The 21,848-nt window shown below is 34.6% G+C and carries 16 protein-coding genes; 10 read left to right on the top strand and 6 right to left on the bottom strand.

What is annotated here, in order from left to right:
• Positions 1-7: 7 nt before the first annotated feature.
• Positions 8-2,419 carry a transglycosylase domain-containing protein gene (locus NH26_RS10835; RefSeq protein ID WP_044222850.1) on the bottom strand — a complete coding sequence of 804 codons (2,412 nt, stop codon included), beginning with the start codon at positions 2,417-2,419 and terminating at the stop codon, positions 8-10.
• Positions 2,420-2,602: 183 nt separating this feature from the next.
• A complete protein-coding gene (gene porW, locus NH26_RS10830; protein ID WP_139263010.1) occupies positions 2,603-4,882 on the bottom strand; it encodes a type IX secretion system periplasmic lipoprotein PorW/SprE in 2,280 nt (759 codons plus the stop codon).
• Positions 4,883-5,182: 300 nt separating this feature from the next.
• Here porW and NH26_RS10825 point away from each other — a divergent pair, with 300 nt between their 5' ends.
• The 9 genes from NH26_RS10825 (at position 5,183) to atpG (ending at position 12,586) form a co-directional block, all read left to right on the top strand.
• Positions 5,183-6,055, top strand: a complete 873-nt coding sequence (locus NH26_RS10825; RefSeq protein WP_044223158.1) for a M23 family metallopeptidase — start codon at positions 5,183-5,185, stop codon at positions 6,053-6,055.
• Between the two features lie 43 nt (positions 6,056-6,098).
• Positions 6,099-6,566, top strand: a complete 468-nt coding sequence (locus NH26_RS10820; RefSeq protein ID WP_052431976.1) for a bactofilin family protein — start codon at positions 6,099-6,101, stop codon at positions 6,564-6,566.
• Positions 6,550-6,819 carry an AtpZ/AtpI family protein gene (locus tag NH26_RS10815; protein ID WP_044222842.1) on the top strand — a complete coding sequence of 90 codons (270 nt, stop codon included), beginning with the start codon at positions 6,550-6,552 and terminating at the stop codon, positions 6,817-6,819. The genes NH26_RS10820 and NH26_RS10815 overlap by 17 nt, the downstream gene beginning before the upstream one ends.
• Positions 6,820-7,320: 501 nt before the next feature.
• Complete coding sequence (atpB, locus tag NH26_RS10805) at positions 7,321-8,394, top strand: F0F1 ATP synthase subunit A (RefSeq protein WP_242427319.1); 1,074 nt, start codon at positions 7,321-7,323, stop codon at positions 8,392-8,394.
• A 134-nt stretch (positions 8,395-8,528) separates the two neighbouring features.
• The gene (atpE, locus tag NH26_RS10800) at positions 8,529-8,780 is read left to right on the top strand and encodes an ATP synthase F0 subunit C (protein ID WP_044222836.1); all 252 of its coding nucleotides are present in this window, start codon (positions 8,529-8,531) and stop codon (positions 8,778-8,780) included.
• Positions 8,781-8,892: 112 nt separating this feature from the next.
• Positions 8,893-9,384, top strand: coding sequence for a F0F1 ATP synthase subunit B (atpF, locus tag NH26_RS10795; protein ID WP_044222835.1), 492 nt, complete (start codon positions 8,893-8,895; stop codon positions 9,382-9,384).
• A gap of 45 nt (positions 9,385-9,429) precedes the next feature.
• Positions 9,430-9,966: an ATP synthase F1 subunit delta gene (gene atpH / locus NH26_RS10790; protein WP_044222832.1), complete on the top strand. Its 537-nt coding sequence runs from the start codon at positions 9,430-9,432 to the stop codon at positions 9,964-9,966.
• A gap of 74 nt (positions 9,967-10,040) precedes the next feature.
• Positions 10,041-11,621 (top strand): F0F1 ATP synthase subunit alpha, encoded by a 1,581-nt coding sequence (gene atpA, locus NH26_RS10785; RefSeq protein WP_044222829.1) that lies wholly within the window; start codon positions 10,041-10,043, stop codon positions 11,619-11,621.
• Between the two features lie 71 nt (positions 11,622-11,692).
• Positions 11,693-12,586, top strand: coding sequence for an ATP synthase F1 subunit gamma (gene atpG, locus NH26_RS10780; RefSeq protein WP_044222827.1), 894 nt, complete (start codon positions 11,693-11,695; stop codon positions 12,584-12,586).
• A 60-nt stretch (positions 12,587-12,646) separates the two neighbouring features.
• Here the strand turns inward: atpG and NH26_RS10775 are convergent, their stop codons facing one another.
• From NH26_RS10775 to NH26_RS10760, 4 genes are all read right to left on the bottom strand, one after another.
• Positions 12,647-13,930, bottom strand: coding sequence for a c-type cytochrome domain-containing protein (locus tag NH26_RS10775; protein WP_044223149.1), 1,284 nt, complete (start codon positions 13,928-13,930; stop codon positions 12,647-12,649).
• A gap of 235 nt (positions 13,931-14,165) precedes the next feature.
• Positions 14,166-15,278, bottom strand: coding sequence for an NHL repeat-containing protein (locus NH26_RS10770; RefSeq protein WP_052431974.1), 1,113 nt, complete (start codon positions 15,276-15,278; stop codon positions 14,166-14,168).
• Between the two features lie 32 nt (positions 15,279-15,310).
• Positions 15,311-16,798, bottom strand: coding sequence for a DUF1501 domain-containing protein (locus NH26_RS10765; RefSeq protein WP_044222824.1), 1,488 nt, complete (start codon positions 16,796-16,798; stop codon positions 15,311-15,313).
• Positions 16,799-16,800: 2 nt separating this feature from the next.
• The gene (locus NH26_RS10760; RefSeq protein WP_044222822.1) at positions 16,801-20,037 is read right to left on the bottom strand and encodes a DUF1553 domain-containing protein; all 3,237 of its coding nucleotides are present in this window, start codon (positions 20,035-20,037) and stop codon (positions 16,801-16,803) included.
• A 182-nt stretch (positions 20,038-20,219) separates the two neighbouring features.
• Between NH26_RS10760 and NH26_RS10755 the strand changes: the two genes are divergently transcribed.
• On the top strand, positions 20,220-21,842 hold the full coding sequence (locus NH26_RS10755; protein ID WP_052431973.1) for a tetratricopeptide repeat protein: 1,623 nt from the start codon (positions 20,220-20,222) through the stop codon (positions 21,840-21,842).
• Positions 21,843-21,848: the final 6 nt, after the last annotated feature.

Raw genomic sequence — 21,848 nt, 5'->3', positions numbered from 1 at the left:
AATTCAATTACAAAATACCATCTCCAACTTCTGTAGGAGCTTCGTATTGTTCTTCTAAAGTAGAATCAGGTTCTGCTCCAAACTCTCCAAAAACATCTGGATTGTATTTGCTACAGTCTAATTCTACACCTAAACTCATAGAAGGTTCAGGGAAGAATCCTTTATAATAATTTAATTCTTTACATAATTTTTTATCCTCATATACATCTTCCATAAAATAGGCAAATGCAGGTAAGGCTTGTCTAGCTCCTTGTCCGTATTTAATACTTCTAAAGTGCACCGAACGATCTTCAGCTCCACACCAAACACCAGTAACTAAATCGTTAGTGAAGCCCATAAACCAAGCATCTGAGAAATTGGCTGTTGTACCTGTTTTACCAGCTACGTGACTATTGTGTTTGAATTTATAACGATTTAAACGTAAAGCTGTACCTCCAGATTCTTCAGACGTACCTCTTAACATGTAAGTCATTAACCAAGCAGTCTTTTCGTTAAGCACTTCTTCTTTTTTAGGAGTAAATTCTTTTAATACCTTACCGTATTTATCTTCTATACGAGTCAAGAATTGTGGTTCAGTCCAAGTTCCTTTATTAATGAAGACAGAATAAGCAGTAACCATTTCGTAAACAGAAACATCTTCCGTTCCTAAACAAAGTGATGGAACACCTGCAATTGGTTTTTTATCATATCCTGTGATTCCTCGTTTTCTATCATCATCAGAAACCATGTAATTAAACATTTTATCTCTAATGAATTTGAAACCAAATTTATCACGGGCATATCTTGACAGGTTAGGAGCACCTAATTCTTTTACTAAGTAAGCTGCAGCAGTGTTGATAGAACGAGACATTGCTTGTCTTAAAGTATAAGTTTTACCACTATAGCTATCAGCATTTTTTGGTGTCCAAGGTTTGTCAGCCATTGCTTCCTCTGCCGTAAAAGTGATAGGCAAATCAGTAACAGGAGAACAAGGTTGGAAACGATCTTCTAACGCTTTAGCATATAGGAAAGGCTTAAATGTAGAACCAGGTTGTCTGTAACCTAAACGAACGTGATCGTACTTAAAGTATTTATAATTGATACCACCAACCCAAGCTTTTATATTACCTGTCTTAGGTTCCATAGACATCATACCTACTTGTAAGAACATTTTATAATAGCGAAGAGAATCATACGAACTCATTACGGTATCTTTTTCGTAGTTCGGGCTGTTCCATGAGAATACTCTCATTTTCTTCTTCACCTTTAATGCTTTGTCAATTTTTAATGAGTCACCAGCATATTGAGATCTTAACGATTTATAAACTGGAGTTCTACGAATAGACATTGGTAAAAAGTTAGGAATAACCTCGCCTTCTCTATCTCTCCAAGGATCACCTTCTCCTTTCCAGTGTTCATCAAATAATGTTTGCTGCTCGATCATATGTTTCTCGATAGCAGCTTCAGCATATCTTTGTACTCTAGAATCAATAGTAGAATATATTTTTAGACCATCACCGTAAAGGTCAAGTCCTTTTTCTCTACAGAAACGTTGAATATCTTTTACAACCTCTGCTCTAAAGTAAGGAGCCAAACCTTTGTTATGGTTCTCTACATTATATTCAAGGTTTAAATCTGTAATGATATATTTATCTCTGTCTGCTTCTGAAATAAAGTTATATTTTGCCATCTGAGCAATTACATTATTACGAACAGTAATTGCACGATCTGGATTGTATACAGGGCTAAAAAACGAAGGAGCTTGTAAGATACCTACCAATAAAGCTGACTGGGGAATGTTCAGACTATCAGGAGTAGTAGCAAAAAATGTTTGAGCCGCAGTATGAATACCAAAAGAGTTTGATCCGAAATCAACAGTATTTAAATACATAGTTAAGATTTCTCTTTTTGTATATGCTGTTTCCAATTCTACAGCAACAATCCATTCTTTAAACTTATTGATTACTAGATTGATACCTTTAACATTAGAAAGGCGTCCTTCTAGGTCTTCATCACGACGGATTTTGAAAAGGTTTTTAGCCAATTGTTGCGTGATAGTAGATGAACCACGTTTTTTACCTCCGGCTAAAATGTATTTACCTAAATAGTAAGGTACTGCTAGAGTTGCTTTAAAGTCGATACCAGAATGTTCATAAAAACGAACATCTTCAGAAGCTTCTAAAGCGTTTTTCAAATCTTCAGATAATTCTTCAAATTCTACTTTTTTCCTGTTTTCACGGAAATATTTACCTAGGAGTTCACCATCCGCAGAGTATAATTCTGATGCTTCATTACGATCAGGGTTTTCTAATACACTAGGGTCAGGTAATTTACCATAAAGGTTAAACCAGTTGTTTTTAAGAGATACTCCAAAGAATATAATAGATATAATACCTACAATAAAGAGGATCCAGAGTGCTTTAATCGTTTTTAAGTACATATATTAAAAAGTTCAGATCTTTTTCTAGTCTATATTTATCAATTTTAAAATTTTCGGCAATTTAATCAATTAAAAAAAAGTGACCTATTAATTGAATTATTACGAATTAAATTGAGATAAAATCGTTTAAATTTAAACTCAAATTATGAATTAATGATGGTTTTTAGAGAGATTAACTTCAAATTATTCTTCTATAGTAATATTATATTCATGATACCTGCCAGGAATATATCCATTTTTGAGTCGTGTTTCATTAATTTCTTGTAACATACCTTTCGCTATTTCATCGAATTCGCTATCAGGATATTTTTCAAGATAATCTTCTAAAGCCTTCTTAAAGATTTTGTAATATTTTGTTGTTCTCCCTATCAATAATACCCTTAAGAAACGCCCTTTAATTTCGAAATCACTTTCAGGATAATTAGTAAATAGTTCAGTTAACTTAATATCTGATTCATTGTAATTACCTTGGTTATAAAATTTATAAGCATCAGTATATAATTTCTCGATATATAATTCTCTTTCGTTGGTTTCTTTGATATAGTTTGGATTGACCAAAATCTTAGAATACAAACAATCGGGATAATGACTAATTAGATAATTTTTTGCTACATTTTCATCGCAGCTATCATCGGTTTTACATATAACATAAATGAGGTAGGCAGCCTCATGAGCCATTTCATGTTGTGGATGTTGTTTGACCATTCTAAAGAAATTCTCTAGAGCGAGGTCATTCATTTTCATTCTATACAAGTAGGTTTTACCCAAGCCGAATACACCATCACCTAATTTTGTGTTTATTTGTGCTAATTCATCGTCGGAAGTTGGAATTTCAGCAATTCTATCATCTAAAGACTTTAAGTCAGCAAATAGGTCTCCTTCATTTTCTCCTTCCTCATTACCTTCTTTATTTTTTTCCCCTTGAGCGTTTCTTCTGTTATTATTGGCGTTCTGATTTCCTAAATTAACTTGGTTGTCGTTGAAATCCATTTTATTAGAACGTCTCCAATTATCTTCGAGAGGTCTTGATCCCCAATTTCTCAAGAATTGAGCTTTACCTTGAGCAATAGCATTTGTATTATAAAAGTAAAATTCTTTAGATTCTTGATTACTAAATGATCCAGAAGAAGAAGTGGCAGGTTTTTGTTTCTTTTTTTCATTTTCTACAGCATATTGTTGCCTTAGAATGATTTCTTCTCTTTCCTCTTCTATTTCTTTTTCAAGGAACTCTTTACGTTCCTCTTCATTCATATCATATAGCTTTAATAGTCTTTCGTTTTCTTCAACTATTGCAGTGTATTTTGCTAATTCTTGAAGGTTTTCTGAACGAGCTTTAATATCTTCAAAACCATACACCGATTCATTAAAGTTCTGCACAGCACTATCATAGTATGCAGCAGCTTTTATGTAATCTTGTTTTTGATCATAATAGATCTTCCCTGACTCTAAATAAGAGTGCCCTTTTTGTGTTTGGTTTGTAGTACTTACTTGCACCGACTCATTAAAAAAATGTAAAGCCTTATCATAATCAGGTTTTCTCATTTCGAATTGAGCTTTCTCGTAGTAAATTTTATCACGATAGTCCCAATAGTTGTGATCCTTCAGTTTTTTCTCGAAGTATTTATCAATTTTCTTTTGTTGCTTTTGATCATCGAAATTCACAGGCTGCATACTACGTGCACTAATGTCTGATTGAAAATCTAATTCATTGGTTTTTGAGATTTTCCTTGATTTACTGTAGTAGACATAAGAGTTGTTTATGTCTCCAATTTTTTCATGAAGTTGACCAAGAATAAAGTAGTATCTAGACCTGTATATTTTTTTATCCTCTAAATCTGCCGCGACTCTTAAATGTTTGATAGCCTCTGGATAGAAGTTGTTGTTTCTAAAATAGTGAGCAAGATTTAAATGATAGTTTTTTGTATTTTCTTTATTGTAGGGTGTTTTCTGCTGTTTGATGATGTCGAGAACTAAATTCATATTGGCTTCTTCTTTTGTTTCAATAAACATTCTAAGAAGAGCATTTAATGCAGCATGTCGACTATTTTCATCTTGAAACTTTGAATTGATAAACTTAAAAGTGGTCAAAGCATTTTCGTAATCACCTTTGTACAGACGTACCCATCCAACTAATAAATAACACTCATCAATAAAATCGCTTGATTTATGAAATTTGATAGGGCGTGAAGCTTTAGTGATTACGTAATCAAGATCTTCTTTATAGGTAAGAGTAACAGTTGTATCTATCGGGATTAGAATGGATAATACATCATTATAATCATCTTGATGTGCTTGAAAAAGTTCTGTTTCAAATTTATTCATCCCTTCTCTTGCCAAAAAGTAAGAATTGTAATGAGTGGCAGTATTATGATAATAATGACAAGAGGTAGTAGCACCTAGCATCAGAAATAAAACGACCTTAAGGACGAAAAAATAAGCTCTATGTGAAAAAATATGCGTCATTATGATGAGCAGATAAAATCTATAATTATGATTGTTTTTATTAAAGCTTTTTTGTTTGCTTTCTTTTCATTTTACATCAATTTACTTTTATATAAACTAGAAGTTGATTAAAATCGAGTGCAATTTTAATGTGAAATGAAATATTGTGAGGATTATGAAAAATCCTTCTTACCATCAAATTTACATTTTTTTATCATCCAAAAAGTTATAAAAATTCAATAGTTGATAGAAAATGTATATAAAGTGACGATTTATTGTAATTTTACAATTTGTATCCTTCTTAAACAAGAAGAAAAATTAATGAAAAAACAAGGAAAGACGTTATCGGAGTGGCTGACCACTCGATTTGTTTTAGTAGTAAGGGATGAAGAAACCTTCGCAGAAAGGGCCGCATATAGATTTAGTTATGTAAAGATACTATTGGTATTAGGGATGATTTTTTCTGTTTTAGGTGTATTGAGTTTTTTTCTTGCAACGACTTTGTTGTCTAAGATTTTTGATCCAAGAGTGGCTTATCGTGAAACTGATAGAAAGCTAATAGAGATGGAAAGGTCTTTAGACTCTCTGAAAATTGCTTCTAATGAAAAAGATGTTTACATGGCAACTATTAAAGCTGTCATAGACGGAGAGGTGGATAATGAAGAGGACTATAAAGCAAAGATTGTCAATACCGATGAAGTAAGTGATATTCAAGTTGACTTAAAAACTATTGATCCTGTAGATTCAGTTTTTAGAAGTGAATTTGAAGGAGTAGAAATCAATCCAACTTCTGTAATAAATAATTATTCAGGTATAGAAAATGTATTTTTCTTTCCTCCGGTATCTAACGGAGTATTATCAAAAACATTTAATCTTAAAGAATCTCATTTTGGTGTCGATGTATTGGCAAAAAGAAATGAAGGGATAAAAGCAATATCTGAAGGAACTGTTATTTTATCTTCTTGGACACAAGACTCGGGTTATGTTATTGGTATACAACATAAAGGACAGGTAATTTCCTTTTATAAACATAACTCTGTTTTGTTGAAAAAAGTCGGAGAATCAGTAAGAGCAGGAGACATTATTGCCATTATTGGTAATAGCGGAGAAATGACTGACGGTCAACATTTACATTTTGAATTATGGTACAATGGAATCCCGGTAGACCCCGTGGATTTTATTGCATTTGAATAGATAAACACATTAGGATTGTACTCTAACCTAAAAAAAAACGATTATGGGATTATTCGGGAATAACGAAGAAAAAAGTGTTGCCCCAGCACCGGTAGGAGGTAATGCAACAAACAATACCATTGGACATGGAACCACTTTAAAAGGTGATGTAGAAACACATGGTGTCCTTAGAATGGATGGTAAATTAATTGGTAACCTTCAATGTCATTCAAAATTCTTTTTGGGTAATGATGGTCAAATTGAAGGAGATGTTTTTGCTCAGAACGCAGAAATCGAAGGTGAAATACATGGACGTATTGAAGTAGCCGAAAATTTAGTTTTGAGAGGATCTGCAGTTATTCATGGAGATATCATCACAAAATCATTAACTATCGATCCAGGTGCAGTTTTTAATGGTACTTGTAAAATGAGTAATGAAAAACCATTATTGACGAGCACTACATCAACTACTCAAGAAACTGTGAATGCAGTAGACAAAAAAGAGAAAGTTGAAGATGGATCAGCCGAATAATAATAAGTCTTCAAAAAAAAAGGCAAATAAATACTCTACTTTTGTAAAGTATTCCTCTGTAAGTACAGAAATGATCGTCACATTATTGATTTGTGCTTACGGAGGAAAATTTTTAGATGAGTATTTTTCTACTTCGGGACCCTACTTTACGATAGGATTTTTACTCTTCGGAGTTTTCGCTTCCCTCTTTATTTTAATCAAAGGGTTGCAGAAAATATCTAAAAAAGGACCCGATAATGAAAAAAAAAGGTAAAGTTGACAATTTTCTAAAAAAATGACGCTAGTCATTTTGAAGTTTAAATTCGTTTACCTTATGTTTGCACTCGATTCCAGTCAGTAGGATTGGAAAATTAATAATGCATCTAGATTTTCGAACACGCTTCTATTTAGGTTTGTTTACAGTTTCACTTATTTTTTTTCTAAGCATACTGTTAGCATCCAATCTTGGAGTAGATTTAGGCCGCTTTATATATCATGAATTAATTTTCAATATAGTTTTAGCGGTAATGTCATTTGAAATAACGTGTTTAGGAGCGGATACCGGAAACGGTCCAACTTTTCACACTTTCTATATGGCAACAGTCTTGATCCGATTAGTATTATCATTGACTGTGTTTATCTTGTTTTTTTTAAAAGCAAATGCAGGCAAAGCAGAAAAGTTAAGCTTTATTTTATGCTTCTTCTTTTTTTATTTTGCTTACACAATTTTTGAAATTATTTGCTTATATCATAAGTTGCAGGGTAAATCCGAAAAATGAGTGATTTTATAAGAATGAAAAGTAATTATTTATCTTTTTACAGCCGTCTAGCAATGCTAGCAGTGCTTTTTGCAGCACTATTACAAACTTCTACACTATTGGCTAGCGATGGTCACGAAGAAGCATCAAGTAGTGATTATGATCCAGTAGAGACCATCCTTCATCACGTTAAGGACGAACACCACTGGTCATTATTTACAACTACAGACGAACAAGGACACGAACATCACTACGGTATTTCCTTACCTGTGATCCTTTATGTACCAGGTGGAGGTTTCGAATTCTTCTCTTCAGGAGATTTCTTACACCATGCAAAAGTAAAAGGTAATTATGGTACTTACGTAAATCATCACGAACACATTGTGAACGCAGATGATGAGCACCAAGTTATTTATGACTTTTCATTAACTAAGAATGCAACATCAACCGGTTTATCAGTAATCGTATTGTTGATTTTATTCTCAGCTATCTCAAAAGGATACAAAAAGAATGTAGGGAAAGCACCAACAGGTGTACAATCTTTCTTTGAACCACTTATTGTCTACATGAGAGACGAAGTGATTGCTCCTAACTTAGGAAGTAAGACAGATAAATTCCTTCCGTACTTAATTACATTGTTCTTCTTTATTTTAATCAACAACTTGATGGGCTTAATCCCAGGTGGTGCCAACTCATCAGGTAATATTGCTTTCACAATGACTTTCGCTGTGATGACGTTCCTTGTAGTGAACTTCAGCGGTAACAAGCAATATTGGGGACACGTATTTGCCACTCCAGGTGTACCTTGGTGGTTGTCTCCTATTATGATTCCAGTAGAGATTATTGGTTTATTTACTAAGCCAATTGCCCTTATGCTTCGTTTGTTTGCCAACATCACAGGTGGTCACATCGTATTGTTGTCATTCATGTCGCTAGTATTTATTATTGGTAAAGTTTGGGTTGGAGGAGTAGCTTCACTTATTATCATACCATTGTTCTTCATGGAGATATTTGTAGCCTTCTTACAAGCATATATATTTACGATGCTTTCAGCACTGTTCATTAGTTCAGCAGTAGCAGAACATCATTAAAAAATCTTGCAATTTGCTGAAATTAAGTTAATTAATTCTTATGCAAGTTGTTAAGTATAATCAAATGAATGATATTCGCGCAAGCGAAAGCTTCATATACGTTTCTTTTTATAAACTTTTTAAACAAAATTCAAATGTCATTACTTTCAATCTTATTAGAAGTAAGTGGTAACGTAGGTCAATTAGGTGCAGCTATCGGTGCTGGTCTAGCAGTATTCGGTGCCGGTATCGGTATCGGTAAAATCGGTGGTAACGCTGTTGAAGCGATGGCACGTCAACCAGAAATCGCTGGTAACCTACAAACTGCAATGATTATCGCAGCAGCCTTGATTGAAGGTGTTGCACTTTTCGCAGTAGTAGTTTGTCTATTGATCGGTTTAGGTTAATCCTAAATTCAAGAAACATTTTGTTTGGATATCCATCGCATCAGGGGTTTGCCCGGCGGTGGGTATCTTTCAACAAAGAAACGTCAGAACGCTCACGCAAAAATTTTAAGAGATGGATATTATAACTCCTGGTATAGGTCTTTTATTTTGGAACACATTATTCTTCTTAATCGTATTCGCGATTATCGGAGTGAAGATCGTTCCAGTAATATCAAAAGGTTTAAAAGATAGAGAAGAGTCTATCGATAATGCTCTTAAGGCAGCTGAACAAGCAAAAGCAGACATTGCTAACCTAAAAGCTGAAAACGAGAAAGAGAAAGAAAAAGCTCGTGCTGAGAGAGAAGAAATCATTACTTCTGCTAAGAAAAAAGCAGATCAAATGATTACTGAAGCAACAGAACAAGCGAAAACTGAAGCGAAGAAAATCGTGGATGACGCTAGAAGTTCTATTGATGCAGAAAAAAGAGAAGCGTTGGCTGAAATCAAAGGTGTTGTTTCTGAACTTTCTTTAGATATTGCTGAGAAAGTTATCCGTAAGCAATTGTCTGATGATGCCGCTCAACAAGAACTTGTAGCCAAGTTAGTTGAAGACGCAAATATCTAATTTTTTGAGAAACATGCGTTTTTACGCTGTATATAAATCATAACCATGAGTGCAGAATCTAGAGTAGCAACACGTTATGCAAAAGCTTTTGTCTCTGTGGCCTCGCAAGAAGGAAATCAGGATGCGTTGTATGCTGATGCAGAGTTAATCATGACTACCCTCGAAGGTAGCCGTGAGCTATTAAATGCTTTGAGTAGCCCAATTATTAAAGCTGAGAATAAAGCAGCTATCCTTAAAGAGATTTTTTCATCTAAGGTAACTGATCTTACTAATAAACTTTTCAACTTAATTGTTGATAAGAATAGAACTTCGGCTTTATATGAAATCGTTATTGCTATCAAAGCTGAATTTGATGCAATAAAAAATATTCAAAGAGCTACTGTAGTTACTTCTACTCCTCTTAATGCCTCTACTAAAGAAGCATTAGTTGCGAAGGTGACAAAATCTACTGGTAAGACAGTGGTATTGGACGAAAAAGTAGATGCCTCTCTTATCGGTGGTTATATTTTAACTGTTGGCGACAAGCAATTAGATTGCTCTGTGAAGTCTCAGTTACAACAATTGAAAGTAGCTTTCAATTAGTATTATAAGTATCCTCGTAAGAGAGTGATACTTTTTTTAATGAAGAATAGTCAAAATTCAAATCCAGATACAAAATGGCTCAAGTAAGACCAGACGAAGTGTCTGCGATCCTGAAGGAACAACTTACAGGTTTCAAAGCTTCTTCAGACTTAGAAGAAGTAGGAACAGTATTGGAAGTAGGTGACGGTGTAGCTCGTATTTACGGCTTGCTTAATGCAGAAGCTGGCGAGTTGATCGAATTCGAATCAGGTGTCGTAGGTATGGTATTGAACCTCGAAGAAGATAATGTGGGTGCCGTAATTATGGGTAAGTACACAGATATCAAAGAGGGTGATACAGTAAAACGTACTAGACGTATTGCATCTATCAAGGTAGGTATGGGTATGTTCGGACGTGTTGTTGACGCGTTAGGTAACCCTATCGACGGTAAAGGTGAAATCGAAGGTGATTTGTACGAAATGCCTATCGAGCGTAAAGCTCCAGGTGTATTGTTCCGTCAGCCAGTAGATGAGCCGATGCAGACAGGTATCAAATCAATTGATTCAATGACTCCGATTGGTCGTGGTCAGCGTGAATTAATTATTGGTGACCGTCAAACAGGTAAAACTGCGGTAACGATTGATACAATCATTAACCAAAAAGAGTTTTTCGATAAAGGCGAACCTGTTTACTGTATTTATGTTGCTATTGGACAAAAAGCATCTACAGTATCTACAATTGTTACTGCTTTAGAAAAAGCAGGTGCAATGCAGTATACTACTGTTGTAGCTGCCAATGCTTCAGATCCAGCTCCTATGCAATACTTTGCTCCTTTCGCAGGTGCAGCAATTGGTGAGTTTATTCGTGATACTGGACGTCCTGCTTTAGCTGTTTATGATGACCTTTCAAAACAAGCTGTAGCATACCGTGAAGTATCTTTACTTCTTCGTCGTCCTCCAGGACGTGAAGCATATCCTGGTGATGTATTCTACCTTCACTCTCGTCTTTTAGAGCGTGCATCTAGAATCAACACTTCTGATGATATTGCTAAAAATATGAACGACTTGCCTGAGTCAATCAAGCATTTGGTAAAAGGTGGTGGATCTTTAACTGCCCTTCCAATTATTGAAACTCAGTCTGGTGACGTATCTGCATATATCCCTACGAACGTGATCTCAATTACTGATGGTCAGGTATTCTTAGAAACTAACCTATTTAACGCTGGTATTCGTCCAGCAATGAACGTAGGTATCTCAGTTTCTCGTGTAGGTGGTAACGCGCAAATCAAAGGTATGAAAAAGGTATCTGGTAAATTGAAAACTGACCTTGCTCAGTTCCGTGAACTAGAAGCCTTTGCAAAATTTGGTTCTGATTTGGATGCTGCAACTAAGCTTACTATTGATCGTGGTCGTAAGAACACAGAAATCTTAAAACAAGCTCAGTTCTCTCCTTATTCAGTAGAAAAGCAAATCGCTATTATCTGGGCAGGTTCAAACGGTATTACCGATCCTGTAGCAGAAAATAAAGTGAAAGCTTTTGAAAACGAATACTTAGAAGTTCTTGAAACTAAGCATAAAGATATGATGAATGAAATCGCTGCAGGTAAATGGAGTGATGATCACATAGCTGTGTTTAGAAATGTTGGTGAAGAGGTAGCTCAAAACCACAAGGCTTAATTATAATATGCAATTAGCAACAGTAATGTATACATTTCTGTTGCTAATTCACTTTTATTACTCAATAGAAAATGGCTAGTCTTAAAGAAGTAAAAGAGAGAATCTCCTCTGTAGACTCAACGCAACAAATCACAAAAGCCATGAAAATGGTTTCTGCTGCAAAAATGCGTAGAGCACAAGACCGTGTGATTGGTATGCGTCCTTATGCTGATAAGTTGGCGTCTATCCTTGAAAACGTTACTGAGGCACTTGGTACTGATTTCTCTAGCCCATTCGTTGAGGCTCGTGAAGAAGTGAATAGCGTTCTTGTAATTGTAGTTACTTCAGATCGTGGTTTGGCAGGTGCTTTTAACTCGAATATTCAAAAAGAAGCTACTCGCTTGGTGAATGAGGAATACTCAAAACAACAACAAGCAGGTAGAGTTGAAGTATTAGCAGTCGGTTCTAAAGGAGCTGATTTCTTTAAAAGAAGAGGTTATCAAGTGAATAACGAGTTTATGAACTTGTTCCATAACCTAGAATTTGAAGGAGCTAGAAAAGCTGCTGAATATGCTATGGATGGCTATATTTCAGGAAAGTTTGATAAAGTTGTAATGGTGTATAACGAATTCAAAAATGTGGCAACACAAATCGTTAGAGCTAAACAATTTTTACCTTTCGCTTTAGAGGAAAAAGAAGTGCAAGAAGATAATGGTCAGGAAGCTGATTATATCTTTGAGCCAGAGAAAGAAAAAATTCTTTCTGAATTGATCCCTAAAACATTAAAGGTAAACTTCTATTCGCACTTACTTGATTCGAATGCGGCAGAACATGGTGCTCGTATGACGGCGATGGAAAAGGCAACAGAAAATGCTGGAGAATTATTGAAAGCATTGAAGTTGGATTACAACAGATCTCGTCAGGCAGCAATTACCAACGAAATCCTAGAAATTGTGGGTGGTGCAGAAGCACTTGCTGGCAATTAATAAGAAATAAAGCTGTAAAGCTAGAAGCTCTCATCTGTAAAGACGAGAGCTTTTTTTTATTTAAAATGTATTCCAAGAATAGATTTTTTGAATGTTCTCATGTTCTTCAAAATACCCTAAACTAGCTTCTGTAATTTTCGTTGAATGTAAATTGATAACTTCTAAATACTTTAATTCAAGTAGTAATTCTACCCCTTTATCGGTAATTGGATTATTACTTAAATTCAATTTCCTTAACTCAGAGTACTTAGAAATGATCTTTAAACTCTCATCATCTACTTTATGATTTTTAAGATCTAACCAAACAATATTATTTTTTATGGTTGATAAATCATTGATGAAGTCTTTGATATGATTTGTTTTAATAGGTAGAGTGACATCATAAGCAAATGTTCCCGGCACTAATTCTCTAATTTGAAATCCTTTTTCTCTTAATCTATCAATACTACTTTTCTCAATTTTATTTAAAGTAATTTGATCATTTGGAAGAGCAGAAAAACCAAGAGAAGTCATAAAATAAGTATGAAGATCTTCTTCTATTTCAAGATCAGAATATAGTGTATCGAAACTCCCTTGCCCTTGATTAATCCATAAAGTTAATAACGCAATTTCTTCATCACTTAATTCTTTCTTACCCTCAGGAGGCATTACGTCTTCATGGCCGTGAGGTAGACTTACTCTTTGGATCAGAGAACTACTTTTAGCATTGCCAGGTATAATAAATCCCCCATTCTTACCACCTTTTAATATGTCATTTTTACTTGAAAGTGACAACTGACCTTTCTTTTTATCTTGATTATGACAACTGATACATTTTGCCTCTAATAATGGTTTGACTAAATGTCCATATAAAATAACCTCATCAGGAGAATTAGCTAAAGCATATTGTTCTTGATTTGAATCTCCTATTTGAATGGGAGAATATTGTGTGAGATAGGTTGATCCATGTGTTAAGTTACCACCAAGGTGCCCCGTATAAGACATTACCACAATGAGTAAAAAGAGAAATACCGGGTAAATTGATTGGTGGATTACTTTATTTTTAAGGAAGAAACAGCCAAAAGCAATGAGTGTGGTAATAATACCTCCCCATTGATGATAGTCAAGAGTTGTAGTATTATAATCATCTCCTGATTGACCTAAAAGATAACCAAGGATACAAGTGAAAATAGCACTGAAACCGCCTATCAATAAAGTAAATGATATTACTTTATCAGTTTCTTTTAACCACTTTAATCTTGTTGCAATTTCTAAGAACATTGCCATTAGTAGAATACCAATTGGCAAATGAACAAGTAACGGATGAAATCGACCGATAAATATTGAAAAATTTGAAAAATCCATTCTATTAAAAACTATAAATCAATTATTAATTTGAGTTAGGAGTTAGGAGTTAGGAGTTAGGAGTTAGGAGTTAGGAGTTAGGAGTTAGGAGTTAGGAGTTAGGAGTTAGGAGTTAGGGCAACCATAACACCTAAATAAATTTTGATTAAACTTTTATCACCCTTAAATTCCTAGTTCCTAGTTCCTAGTTCCTAGTTCCTAGTTCCTAGTTCCTAGTTCCTAGTTCCTAGTTCCTCTACACTCTTTCCAGTTTCAACGGAGCAGTTTTATTCGCATTCCATTGACAGACATACAAATTCTTATCTTCATCAATACATACATCGTGACCGTGGAAGATTGGTTTATGTTCGAGTTGAAAAGAAGGAGCTAAGGCACCATTATCTTCATATTTAGGGGAGGTTCCGCCTGGGTTAGAAACTACTTTATCACCTTCTAAAATAGTCACAAATCCAGTGTGCTTCGTCCAATCATATCCTCCCGCATTGGTAGGAGAGGACCAACAAACACCTGCATATAAGTTTTGATCATCAAATACAGCACGGCACATATACATGTTTGTTAGCTTTAATTTTTTGACAAATTTTCCATCTAGTGTATACCATTTATAGGTACTTTCATTTCTTGATGAACAGCACAGAAGTGGGTTTAAAGGATCACGTTGATCTATTGTGACCCCGTGTGCATTAAATAAATTATAGTCATTGTCTTTATTATCATGTCCACCCCAATGTCTGATATACTTTCCATGTTGGTCGTATTGTATAATAAAGTCTTTACCATAACCGTCAGCAACATAGATATCACCATTTGGCCCTACGGCAACTTCTGTAGGACAGAAATGATCACCAGGTTGATAAATACCAATGGTCTGAGGATGCCCAATGTCAAAAACTACCTGACCATCTACAGTGGTTTTTGTCACTCTACCATTGTGGTGAATCATCTTACCTCTTCTATCTAAATACCAACCGGAATCTGTGAGATAAAGAAAATCGTCTTCACCTTCTTGAGATAATGTTAACCCATGCCCTCCGGGATATGCTGTTCCCCAATAATCCAGCAGTTTTCCTGATTTATCGAAGATGATAATATTATTATCAGTATGATCCCCCATCATTATAAGTCTCCCTTTAGAGTCCATCACCATTTCGTGGCAATTCAATAAAGGATTTCTGACACTACTGATGTTTGCCCAATCTCTTTTTAATTTATATTGATAGTCACCATGACCTAAAATCTCTTCTTCCTTCTTCTTTCCTTTCAGAATATTGAAGCTATATAAAGGAGTTGATAAGGCACCACCTAAGACAATTCCACTTTTTTTTATAAAGTCTCTTCTAGAGTTCATTTCATTCCTATTTTAAAATCCTTGATATTAGTTTAAGCTAAGATGTCTTTGACCACATTTCCATGTACATCAGTCAGTCTAAATCGACGTCCTTGATGTTTAAATGTGAGCTTTTCATGATCAACTCCCATAATGTGCATTAGAGTAGCATGGAAATCATGAACATGAACTGGATCTTTGACGATGTTATAACTGAAATCATCTGTTTCACCATAAGTCATACCTGCTTTAACTCCAGCTCCAGCCATCCACATAGAAAAACATTTTGGATGATGATCACGTCCATAATCATTGGCAGTAAGTTTACCTTGAGAGTAAACCGTTCGACCAAATTCACCTCCCCAAATAACTAGAGTGTCTTCTAATAGGCCTCTTTGTTTCAAGTCTTTTAATAACGCAGCCGTTGGCTGATCAGTAGTTTTACACTGATGTTTAATTCCGCCAGGTAAACCAATATGTTGGTCCCAACCTTTATGATATAATTGAATGAATTTGACGTCTTTTTCTAAAAGCCTTCTTGCCATTAAACAATTGGCAGCGTAAGTACCCGGAGTTCTACTATCAGGCCCATACATATCAAATACATGATCGGGTTCATCGGACATATCTGTTACTTCAGGAACAGAAGTTTGCATTCTGAAAGCCATTTCATATTGCTTTATTCTTGCATCTATTTCAGGGTCTCCAAAAGCAGAATTTTGTACTTCATTCAAATCCTTCAGATACTCCAACATATCTTCTCTATCTTGATGATGATAGTTTTCTGGATTATTTAAAAACAGAACGGGGTCTTTTCCAGATCTAAATTGTACACCTTGATGTTGAGTAGGCAAGAAGCCATTTCCCCAAAGTCGAGCATATAACGGCTGACCGCCTCCACCAGAGTTAAGTACTATAAATGAAGGAAGGTTTTTATTGTCTGATCCTAAACCGTAACTCATCCAAGAACCAATGGAAGGTCTCCCAGGTAGTTGATGACCTGTTTGAAAGAAGGTAATAGCAGGGTCATGGTTGATTTGTTCAGTATACATCGATTTGATGATACATAAATCATCAACCACATCTGCAGTATGAGGCAGTAATTCACTTACCCAAGTTTGTGATTTACCGTGTTTACTAAATTTAAATTTTGAAGGAGCAATAGGTAAGGACGATTGTTGGGCACTCATTGCTGTCAAACGCTGACCTTGTCTAACAGAAGAAGGTAATTCCTGACCAAACATATCAGAAAGCTTGGGTTTATAATCAAATGTTTCAAATTGTGATGGACCACCACTTTGAAACAAATACACTACTCTTTTAGCTTTCGGCATAAAGTGAGGTAATGAAGACATAATATCTTCAATTCCTTTAGGTGGAGGAGTTGATTTTGCAAATAGCTTATCCATTCCAAATAAAGAACCTAAAGCAGCTGCTCCCAATCCCATAGAAGTGGTTTGCAAGAATTTCCTTCTATCCATTTTCTTTTCAATAGATTGAAGGTCTTTATTATTGGATCTAATTTTCTTATGATTACACATGATTATCTTCTAGTAATAGTAGCGTCAGAATTTAATATTACACTGGCCACAATAGCATTGGCCACAACAGTTGATTTAGGAAGTTGATTATCTACTTGATAATGCCCCATAGTGAGCCACCCTTTTGTTTTTTCAGGGTGATTTTCAAAACGATCTTTTTCCTTTTTATGTACCTTCAGTAAAATCTCTAATTCCTTTTTAGATATATTTTTACCCGTTAGCTTTTGATAGGTAGCAGTAATACCCAATTCTAATTGATCATGTAAAGAGATCTCTTCACCCAATTTTCTACATGCTTCTATGTAGGTAGGATCGTTGAGTAAAACTAATGCTTGAAGAGGCGTATTGGTTTTTTGTCTTCTTACGGTACATTCACTTCTATCAGGTTGATCAAAAGTGGCTTGAGTTGGGTTAGGGATAGTCCTTTTCCAAATAGTGTAAAGTGATCTTCTATAAAGTTCGTTTCCTTCTCCCTGTTGGTACTTTCCGCCATTCATTGCCCAAAGTCCTTTAGGTTGATAAGGATGTACTGATTTCCCACCCACATCTTTGATCAATAAACTACTTGCTTGAAGTGCATTATCTCTCATCATTTCAGAGGTTAATCTAAATTGAGGACCTCTTGCTAATAGTATATTATCTGGATCTTTTTCTCTCATTTTATCCGAGCATAAGCTACTCTGACGATAAGTAGAAGACATTACTATCATTTTGTTTAGCTTCTTGATATCCCAACCACTTTCGATGAAGGACGCGGCCAAATAATCTAATAATTTAGGATGTGATGGTAATTTACCTTGGTTTCCAAAGTCCTCAGTAGTTTCTACAATCCCTTTACCGAAGAAATTTTGCCAGTAACGGTTGATTGCTACTCTTGCAGTTAAAGGATGTTTTGGATCGGTTAACCAACGTGCCAATCCTAAGCGATTTTTAGGAAGTTCATCAGAAAACTCAAGAATGCTTTTTGGGGTATTCGGATAAACTTTTTCACCATAATTATCATATACACCTCTTTTTAAGATATAAGCTTGTCTTGGGGTATCCATTTCTTTCATCACCATTACTTCTTGAATAGTATCCATAGTGATGTCTAGCTTTTTCTTTTCTGCTAAATATGCTTTTGTAGCGTTTTGGTAATTATGAGATTTATTATTGATGAAATAATCCATTAATAGCACCTTTTCTTTTTGATTCAGCTCCGTATGATTTTTACTCAATAGAGTTTTAAATTGCTTTTTACTGTAAAGTTGTAACACCTCTAATGGAGTGATATTTCTAGAGAAAACTTCCACCTGATCAACCTTAGAATTCTTTAGACCTAAACCTCTCCATCGAGCGCCAATTTGTAATCCTTTTTCAATCGGATGAGCATAAATGATATCTTCATAATCATGGAAAATGATACTTTTTTGAAGGTTATCTTTCTCCACTTCCATTGGTGATTTTTCTCCATTAATATATAGTGATACACCACTTGCAGCACTATTTCCATTATTTGTCATGCATACATGAACCCACTCATCTCTAGGAATATCAGTTGTAGAATTTTTGATGATAGCATTTTCAGGATACGTATGTGCTAGAATAGTCTGCAGTTTTCCATTATTTAAGTACAAAGTATATCCTTTCATGGAGTGTAGCATCACCGCTTGGTTTTTATGGAAAATCACCCCTTCTTTTAATTCTTTAGGAATATTGACCCAAAGACTAATTGTAAAAGGATCATTTCTATCATAAATTCCAACAGGTTTTAAATCGATCCAAGCATCACCATTCAATTCAACCCCTCTACCAAATTTCCCATCAGCATAGTTTGCCACCTCTTTTTTCGAAAATTGACGATCCATTTTAGCTTTCTTACCTGTTTTTGCATTCACTAAACTGTTGTCTAATTTAAATTCAGCTACACGATCTTTATTGATATTACTTTCTTTGATTTTTTGATAACCATTGGTCTCTATCCATTTCTGAGCTAAAGGCGTCTCGCTGCTATGCACTTCTTTTTGATGTTGCTCTTTTGAATCAATAAGCTTTTTGAGATAGGTGATTACTTCTTCTTGTTCCTTAGAAGGTAACATTAAAGTAGGAACAGGAATGTCGTCTGGGTCCCAAGAAATCTGACCTGTTTCATTTACATTATTGAAAAAGCTATAAAACTCGTAATAATTTTTTTGAGAAATAGGATCATATTTATGATCATGACATCTAGCACATGCCAATGTTAAACCCATCAGTCCTTGTCCGAGAACAGCAGTTCTATCAGCAACATATTCTACTCTAAACTCTTCATCAACAATGCCTCCCTCAGCATTTTGAGGATGAAGTCGGTTAAAGCCAGTCGCTAAAATTTGTTCCCTAGTGGCGTTTGGTAATAGATCACCTGCTAATTGATAAGTAATAAATTGATCATATGGACGATTCTTATTGAAAGAATCAATTACCCAGTCTCTCCAAGGACTCATGTCTCTAGGACGATCTATTTGGTAACCATGTGTATCCGCATAGCGTGCTACGTCCATCCAATCGGTGGCCATCTTTTCACCATAATGCTTAGAATTGAGTAAACGATCTACCTGTTTTTCATAAGCATTAGGAGAGGGATCATTAATAAACGAATTGATCTCTTCAATACTAGGAGATATACCGGTGAGATCAAGTGACACTCGTCTAAGTAAAGTTTTTTTATCGGCAGAAGGGTTAGGAGTCAATTTTTCCTGTTGTAAACGTTCTCCTACATAGTTATCAATTTCGTTATTACCCCACTTCTTTAATCCTTTGGGTACATCAGATGGATTAATGGCCATAAATCCCCAATGAGGTTCATAATGAGCTCCTTCTTCAACCCATTTTATAAGGGTTGCTTTTTCATCATCACTTAATGTAAGATGAGATTCAGGAGTTGGCATTATCTCGTTAGGATCATTGGATAATATTCTTTTGATCGCTTCACTTCTATTGGGTGAACCTGGAATAATAGCATATTTTCCTTTTGATTCAGTTAATTCTGAAGTCGCTTTTTCAAAAGTATGAAGTTGTAATCCACCTTTAATTTTACCATTATCAGGACCATGACAAGCAAAGCATTTGTCGGATAGGATAGGTTTAATATCCTTATTAAAATTTAAGGTAACGGGGAGTTCTTTGTAAGCTATTTTTACCTCTTCAGGCATTTTAGTAGAACAAGATGATAATTCTAATAGAATAGCAAAAAGTGAGAAAAAAATTAATTTTTCTTTCATTATAAAAGTATTGAGATGATAATTCATTTAAAGTTTGGTGAACTTAATATGAATAAAAAATATCTACCTTTAGGAATGATGTCCATAGACTCTTTATAGACAAGTGTGGTTTTTACATCAATAATTTTGTAACAAAACTTTGTTTATTGGATATTTAAAGCAGATTGTAACTAGACAATAGTATGAAACGAGTATTGACTGATAGACTAAACATATTTTATATTTTTTGTGGTATATCTCTTCTGTTATCAAATACTACGATAGGAAGAGAATTACCTTTGACATCTTATAATAAGGTGATATCACCAGCCTTTTTAAAAGGCATTGAGAACGATAGTTTGATACAATCTTTAGAAATGAAGTGGAATGATCAAGCTATAGAAGATCAGATAGAAACAAAGATTCGTTTAGGAGAACTTTATTGTAATCGGGTCAATTATCAAAAAGCATATGCGGCATATTGGGCAGCTTTAGATTTATTGGATCAGAAAGAAAATGAAGCTCTTCGTTCTGAGGTGTATGATGGCATGGGGATTTTATATAGCCTTTATGAAAAAAGAGATAAGGCTTTAGCGTATTATAAAAAATCCTTAGAGATAACACGAAATTTAGTAGATCAGGAAAAGGCTCCCAAAATAGATCTTAGGAAGCATTATTTTGCTATAGCAGTGCATTATAGATACGATAAAGACATAGGTTTAGCCAATACTTACATAGATAGCTGTTTAAATATCCCTACTAAAAGTAAGTTCTCCAACTTAATTGTCAATGCAGAACGAGCTTACTTATTGGCAGATGAAAAAAAATATCCAGAAGCTTTAGAAAAATTTCAAAGTATTCTACCTCAATTGGAAAAAATGAGTGAGAAAAGTTATTATGTGATTTTCCACTCTTTGTATGCGGATCTATTTATGGATCTCAAACAATATGATAAGGCCATTAAGAATTATCAATTATCTGCTGTAGCGGCGATGAAATACAGAGCGCATATTAATTTTGTGCCTGATATTTATAAGAAACTATCCAAAGCATTAGATAAGATAAACGATAAAAAGGGAGCATTACATTATGTAAATGCCGCTTATGTTTTAGATCAGTGGCTTTATAGTAGCAAAAGTGAAAACAATCGCTTCTTGTTGGAAATTAATGATGAGTATAAGAAAAAGGAACAAGAACAACAGAAAATAATAGCTGATCAGCAGATTAAAAACGTGACGCAAGAGAAACAAATTCTTTGGTTATCGATCGGTATTCTAACCTTGGTATTTGTCTTTATCACTTGGCTAGTTTTTACTAGAATACGCCTGATGAAAAAGAATTATAATAATGAAAAACGCTTGATGATAGAAAAACAAGCATTAGAAAAAGAAAAAAATCAGCAAATATTGACCATCAAAAATAAGGAATTAACACAATCAACTCTTCAAGTAATTGCTAAAGATGAAGTATTATCAACAGTAAAAGAAAAACTGAAAGAATTACATAAAAAAGATGGAAGTAAAGAAATAAGGTCGGTATTGAATTCAATCAAAATTAATCAAGATACAAGCTGGATAGATTTTGAACATCGCTTTACAGCTGCCAATAAAGACTTTTTTAGTAAACTGAAAGAGCAATATCCTAATCTTAGTACTTACGATTTAAAGATTTGTGCTCTGGTAAAACTAAATTTTACCGGTAAAGAAATGTCTAGGTTATTGGGTATCTCTCCGGAAAGTGCCAATACTTCTCGATATAGATTGAGGAAAAAATTAGGGCTTCAGAAAGGAGATGACTTAGTAGAATTTGTAAATGGGGTGGCTTAATATTTA

It is taken from the genome of Flammeovirga pacifica, assembly GCF_000807855.2.
Lineage (GTDB): Bacteria > Bacteroidota > Bacteroidia > Cytophagales > Flammeovirgaceae > Flammeovirga > Flammeovirga pacifica.
Note: the sequence above shows the minus strand (reverse complement) of the source record. Positions and strands in the feature narration are given on the sequence as shown.

Coding starts and splice junctions, on each gene's coding strand:
- atpH (WP_044222832.1), top strand. CDS start 9,430: ATGAGTGCAGAATCTAGAGTAGCAACACGTTATGCAAAAGCTTTTGTC.
- NH26_RS10835 (WP_044222850.1), bottom strand. CDS start 2,419: ATGTACTTAAAAACGATTAAAGCACTCTGGATCCTCTTTATTGTAGGT.
- NH26_RS10760 (WP_044222822.1), bottom strand. CDS start 20,037: ATGAAAGAAAAATTAATTTTTTTCTCACTTTTTGCTATTCTATTAGAA.
- NH26_RS10825 (WP_044223158.1), top strand. CDS start 5,183: ATGAAAAAACAAGGAAAGACGTTATCGGAGTGGCTGACCACTCGATTT.
- NH26_RS10755 (WP_052431973.1), top strand. CDS start 20,220: ATGAAACGAGTATTGACTGATAGACTAAACATATTTTATATTTTTTGT.
- NH26_RS10770 (WP_052431974.1), bottom strand. CDS start 15,278: ATGAACTCTAGAAGAGACTTTATAAAAAAAAGTGGAATTGTCTTAGGT.
- NH26_RS10820 (WP_052431976.1), top strand. CDS start 6,099: ATGGGATTATTCGGGAATAACGAAGAAAAAAGTGTTGCCCCAGCACCG.
- porW (WP_139263010.1), bottom strand. CDS start 4,882: ATGACGCATATTTTTTCACATAGAGCTTATTTTTTCGTCCTTAAGGTC.
- atpF (WP_044222835.1), top strand. CDS start 8,893: ATGGATATTATAACTCCTGGTATAGGTCTTTTATTTTGGAACACATTA.
- NH26_RS10815 (WP_044222842.1), top strand. CDS start 6,550: ATGGATCAGCCGAATAATAATAAGTCTTCAAAAAAAAAGGCAAATAAA.
- atpE (WP_044222836.1), top strand. CDS start 8,529: ATGTCATTACTTTCAATCTTATTAGAAGTAAGTGGTAACGTAGGTCAA.
- atpA (WP_044222829.1), top strand. CDS start 10,041: ATGGCTCAAGTAAGACCAGACGAAGTGTCTGCGATCCTGAAGGAACAA.
- NH26_RS10775 (WP_044223149.1), bottom strand. CDS start 13,930: ATGGATTTTTCAAATTTTTCAATATTTATCGGTCGATTTCATCCGTTA.
- atpG (WP_044222827.1), top strand. CDS start 11,693: ATGGCTAGTCTTAAAGAAGTAAAAGAGAGAATCTCCTCTGTAGACTCA.
- atpB (WP_242427319.1), top strand. CDS start 7,321: ATGAGTGATTTTATAAGAATGAAAAGTAATTATTTATCTTTTTACAGC.
- NH26_RS10765 (WP_044222824.1), bottom strand. CDS start 16,798: ATGTGTAATCATAAGAAAATTAGATCCAATAATAAAGACCTTCAATCT.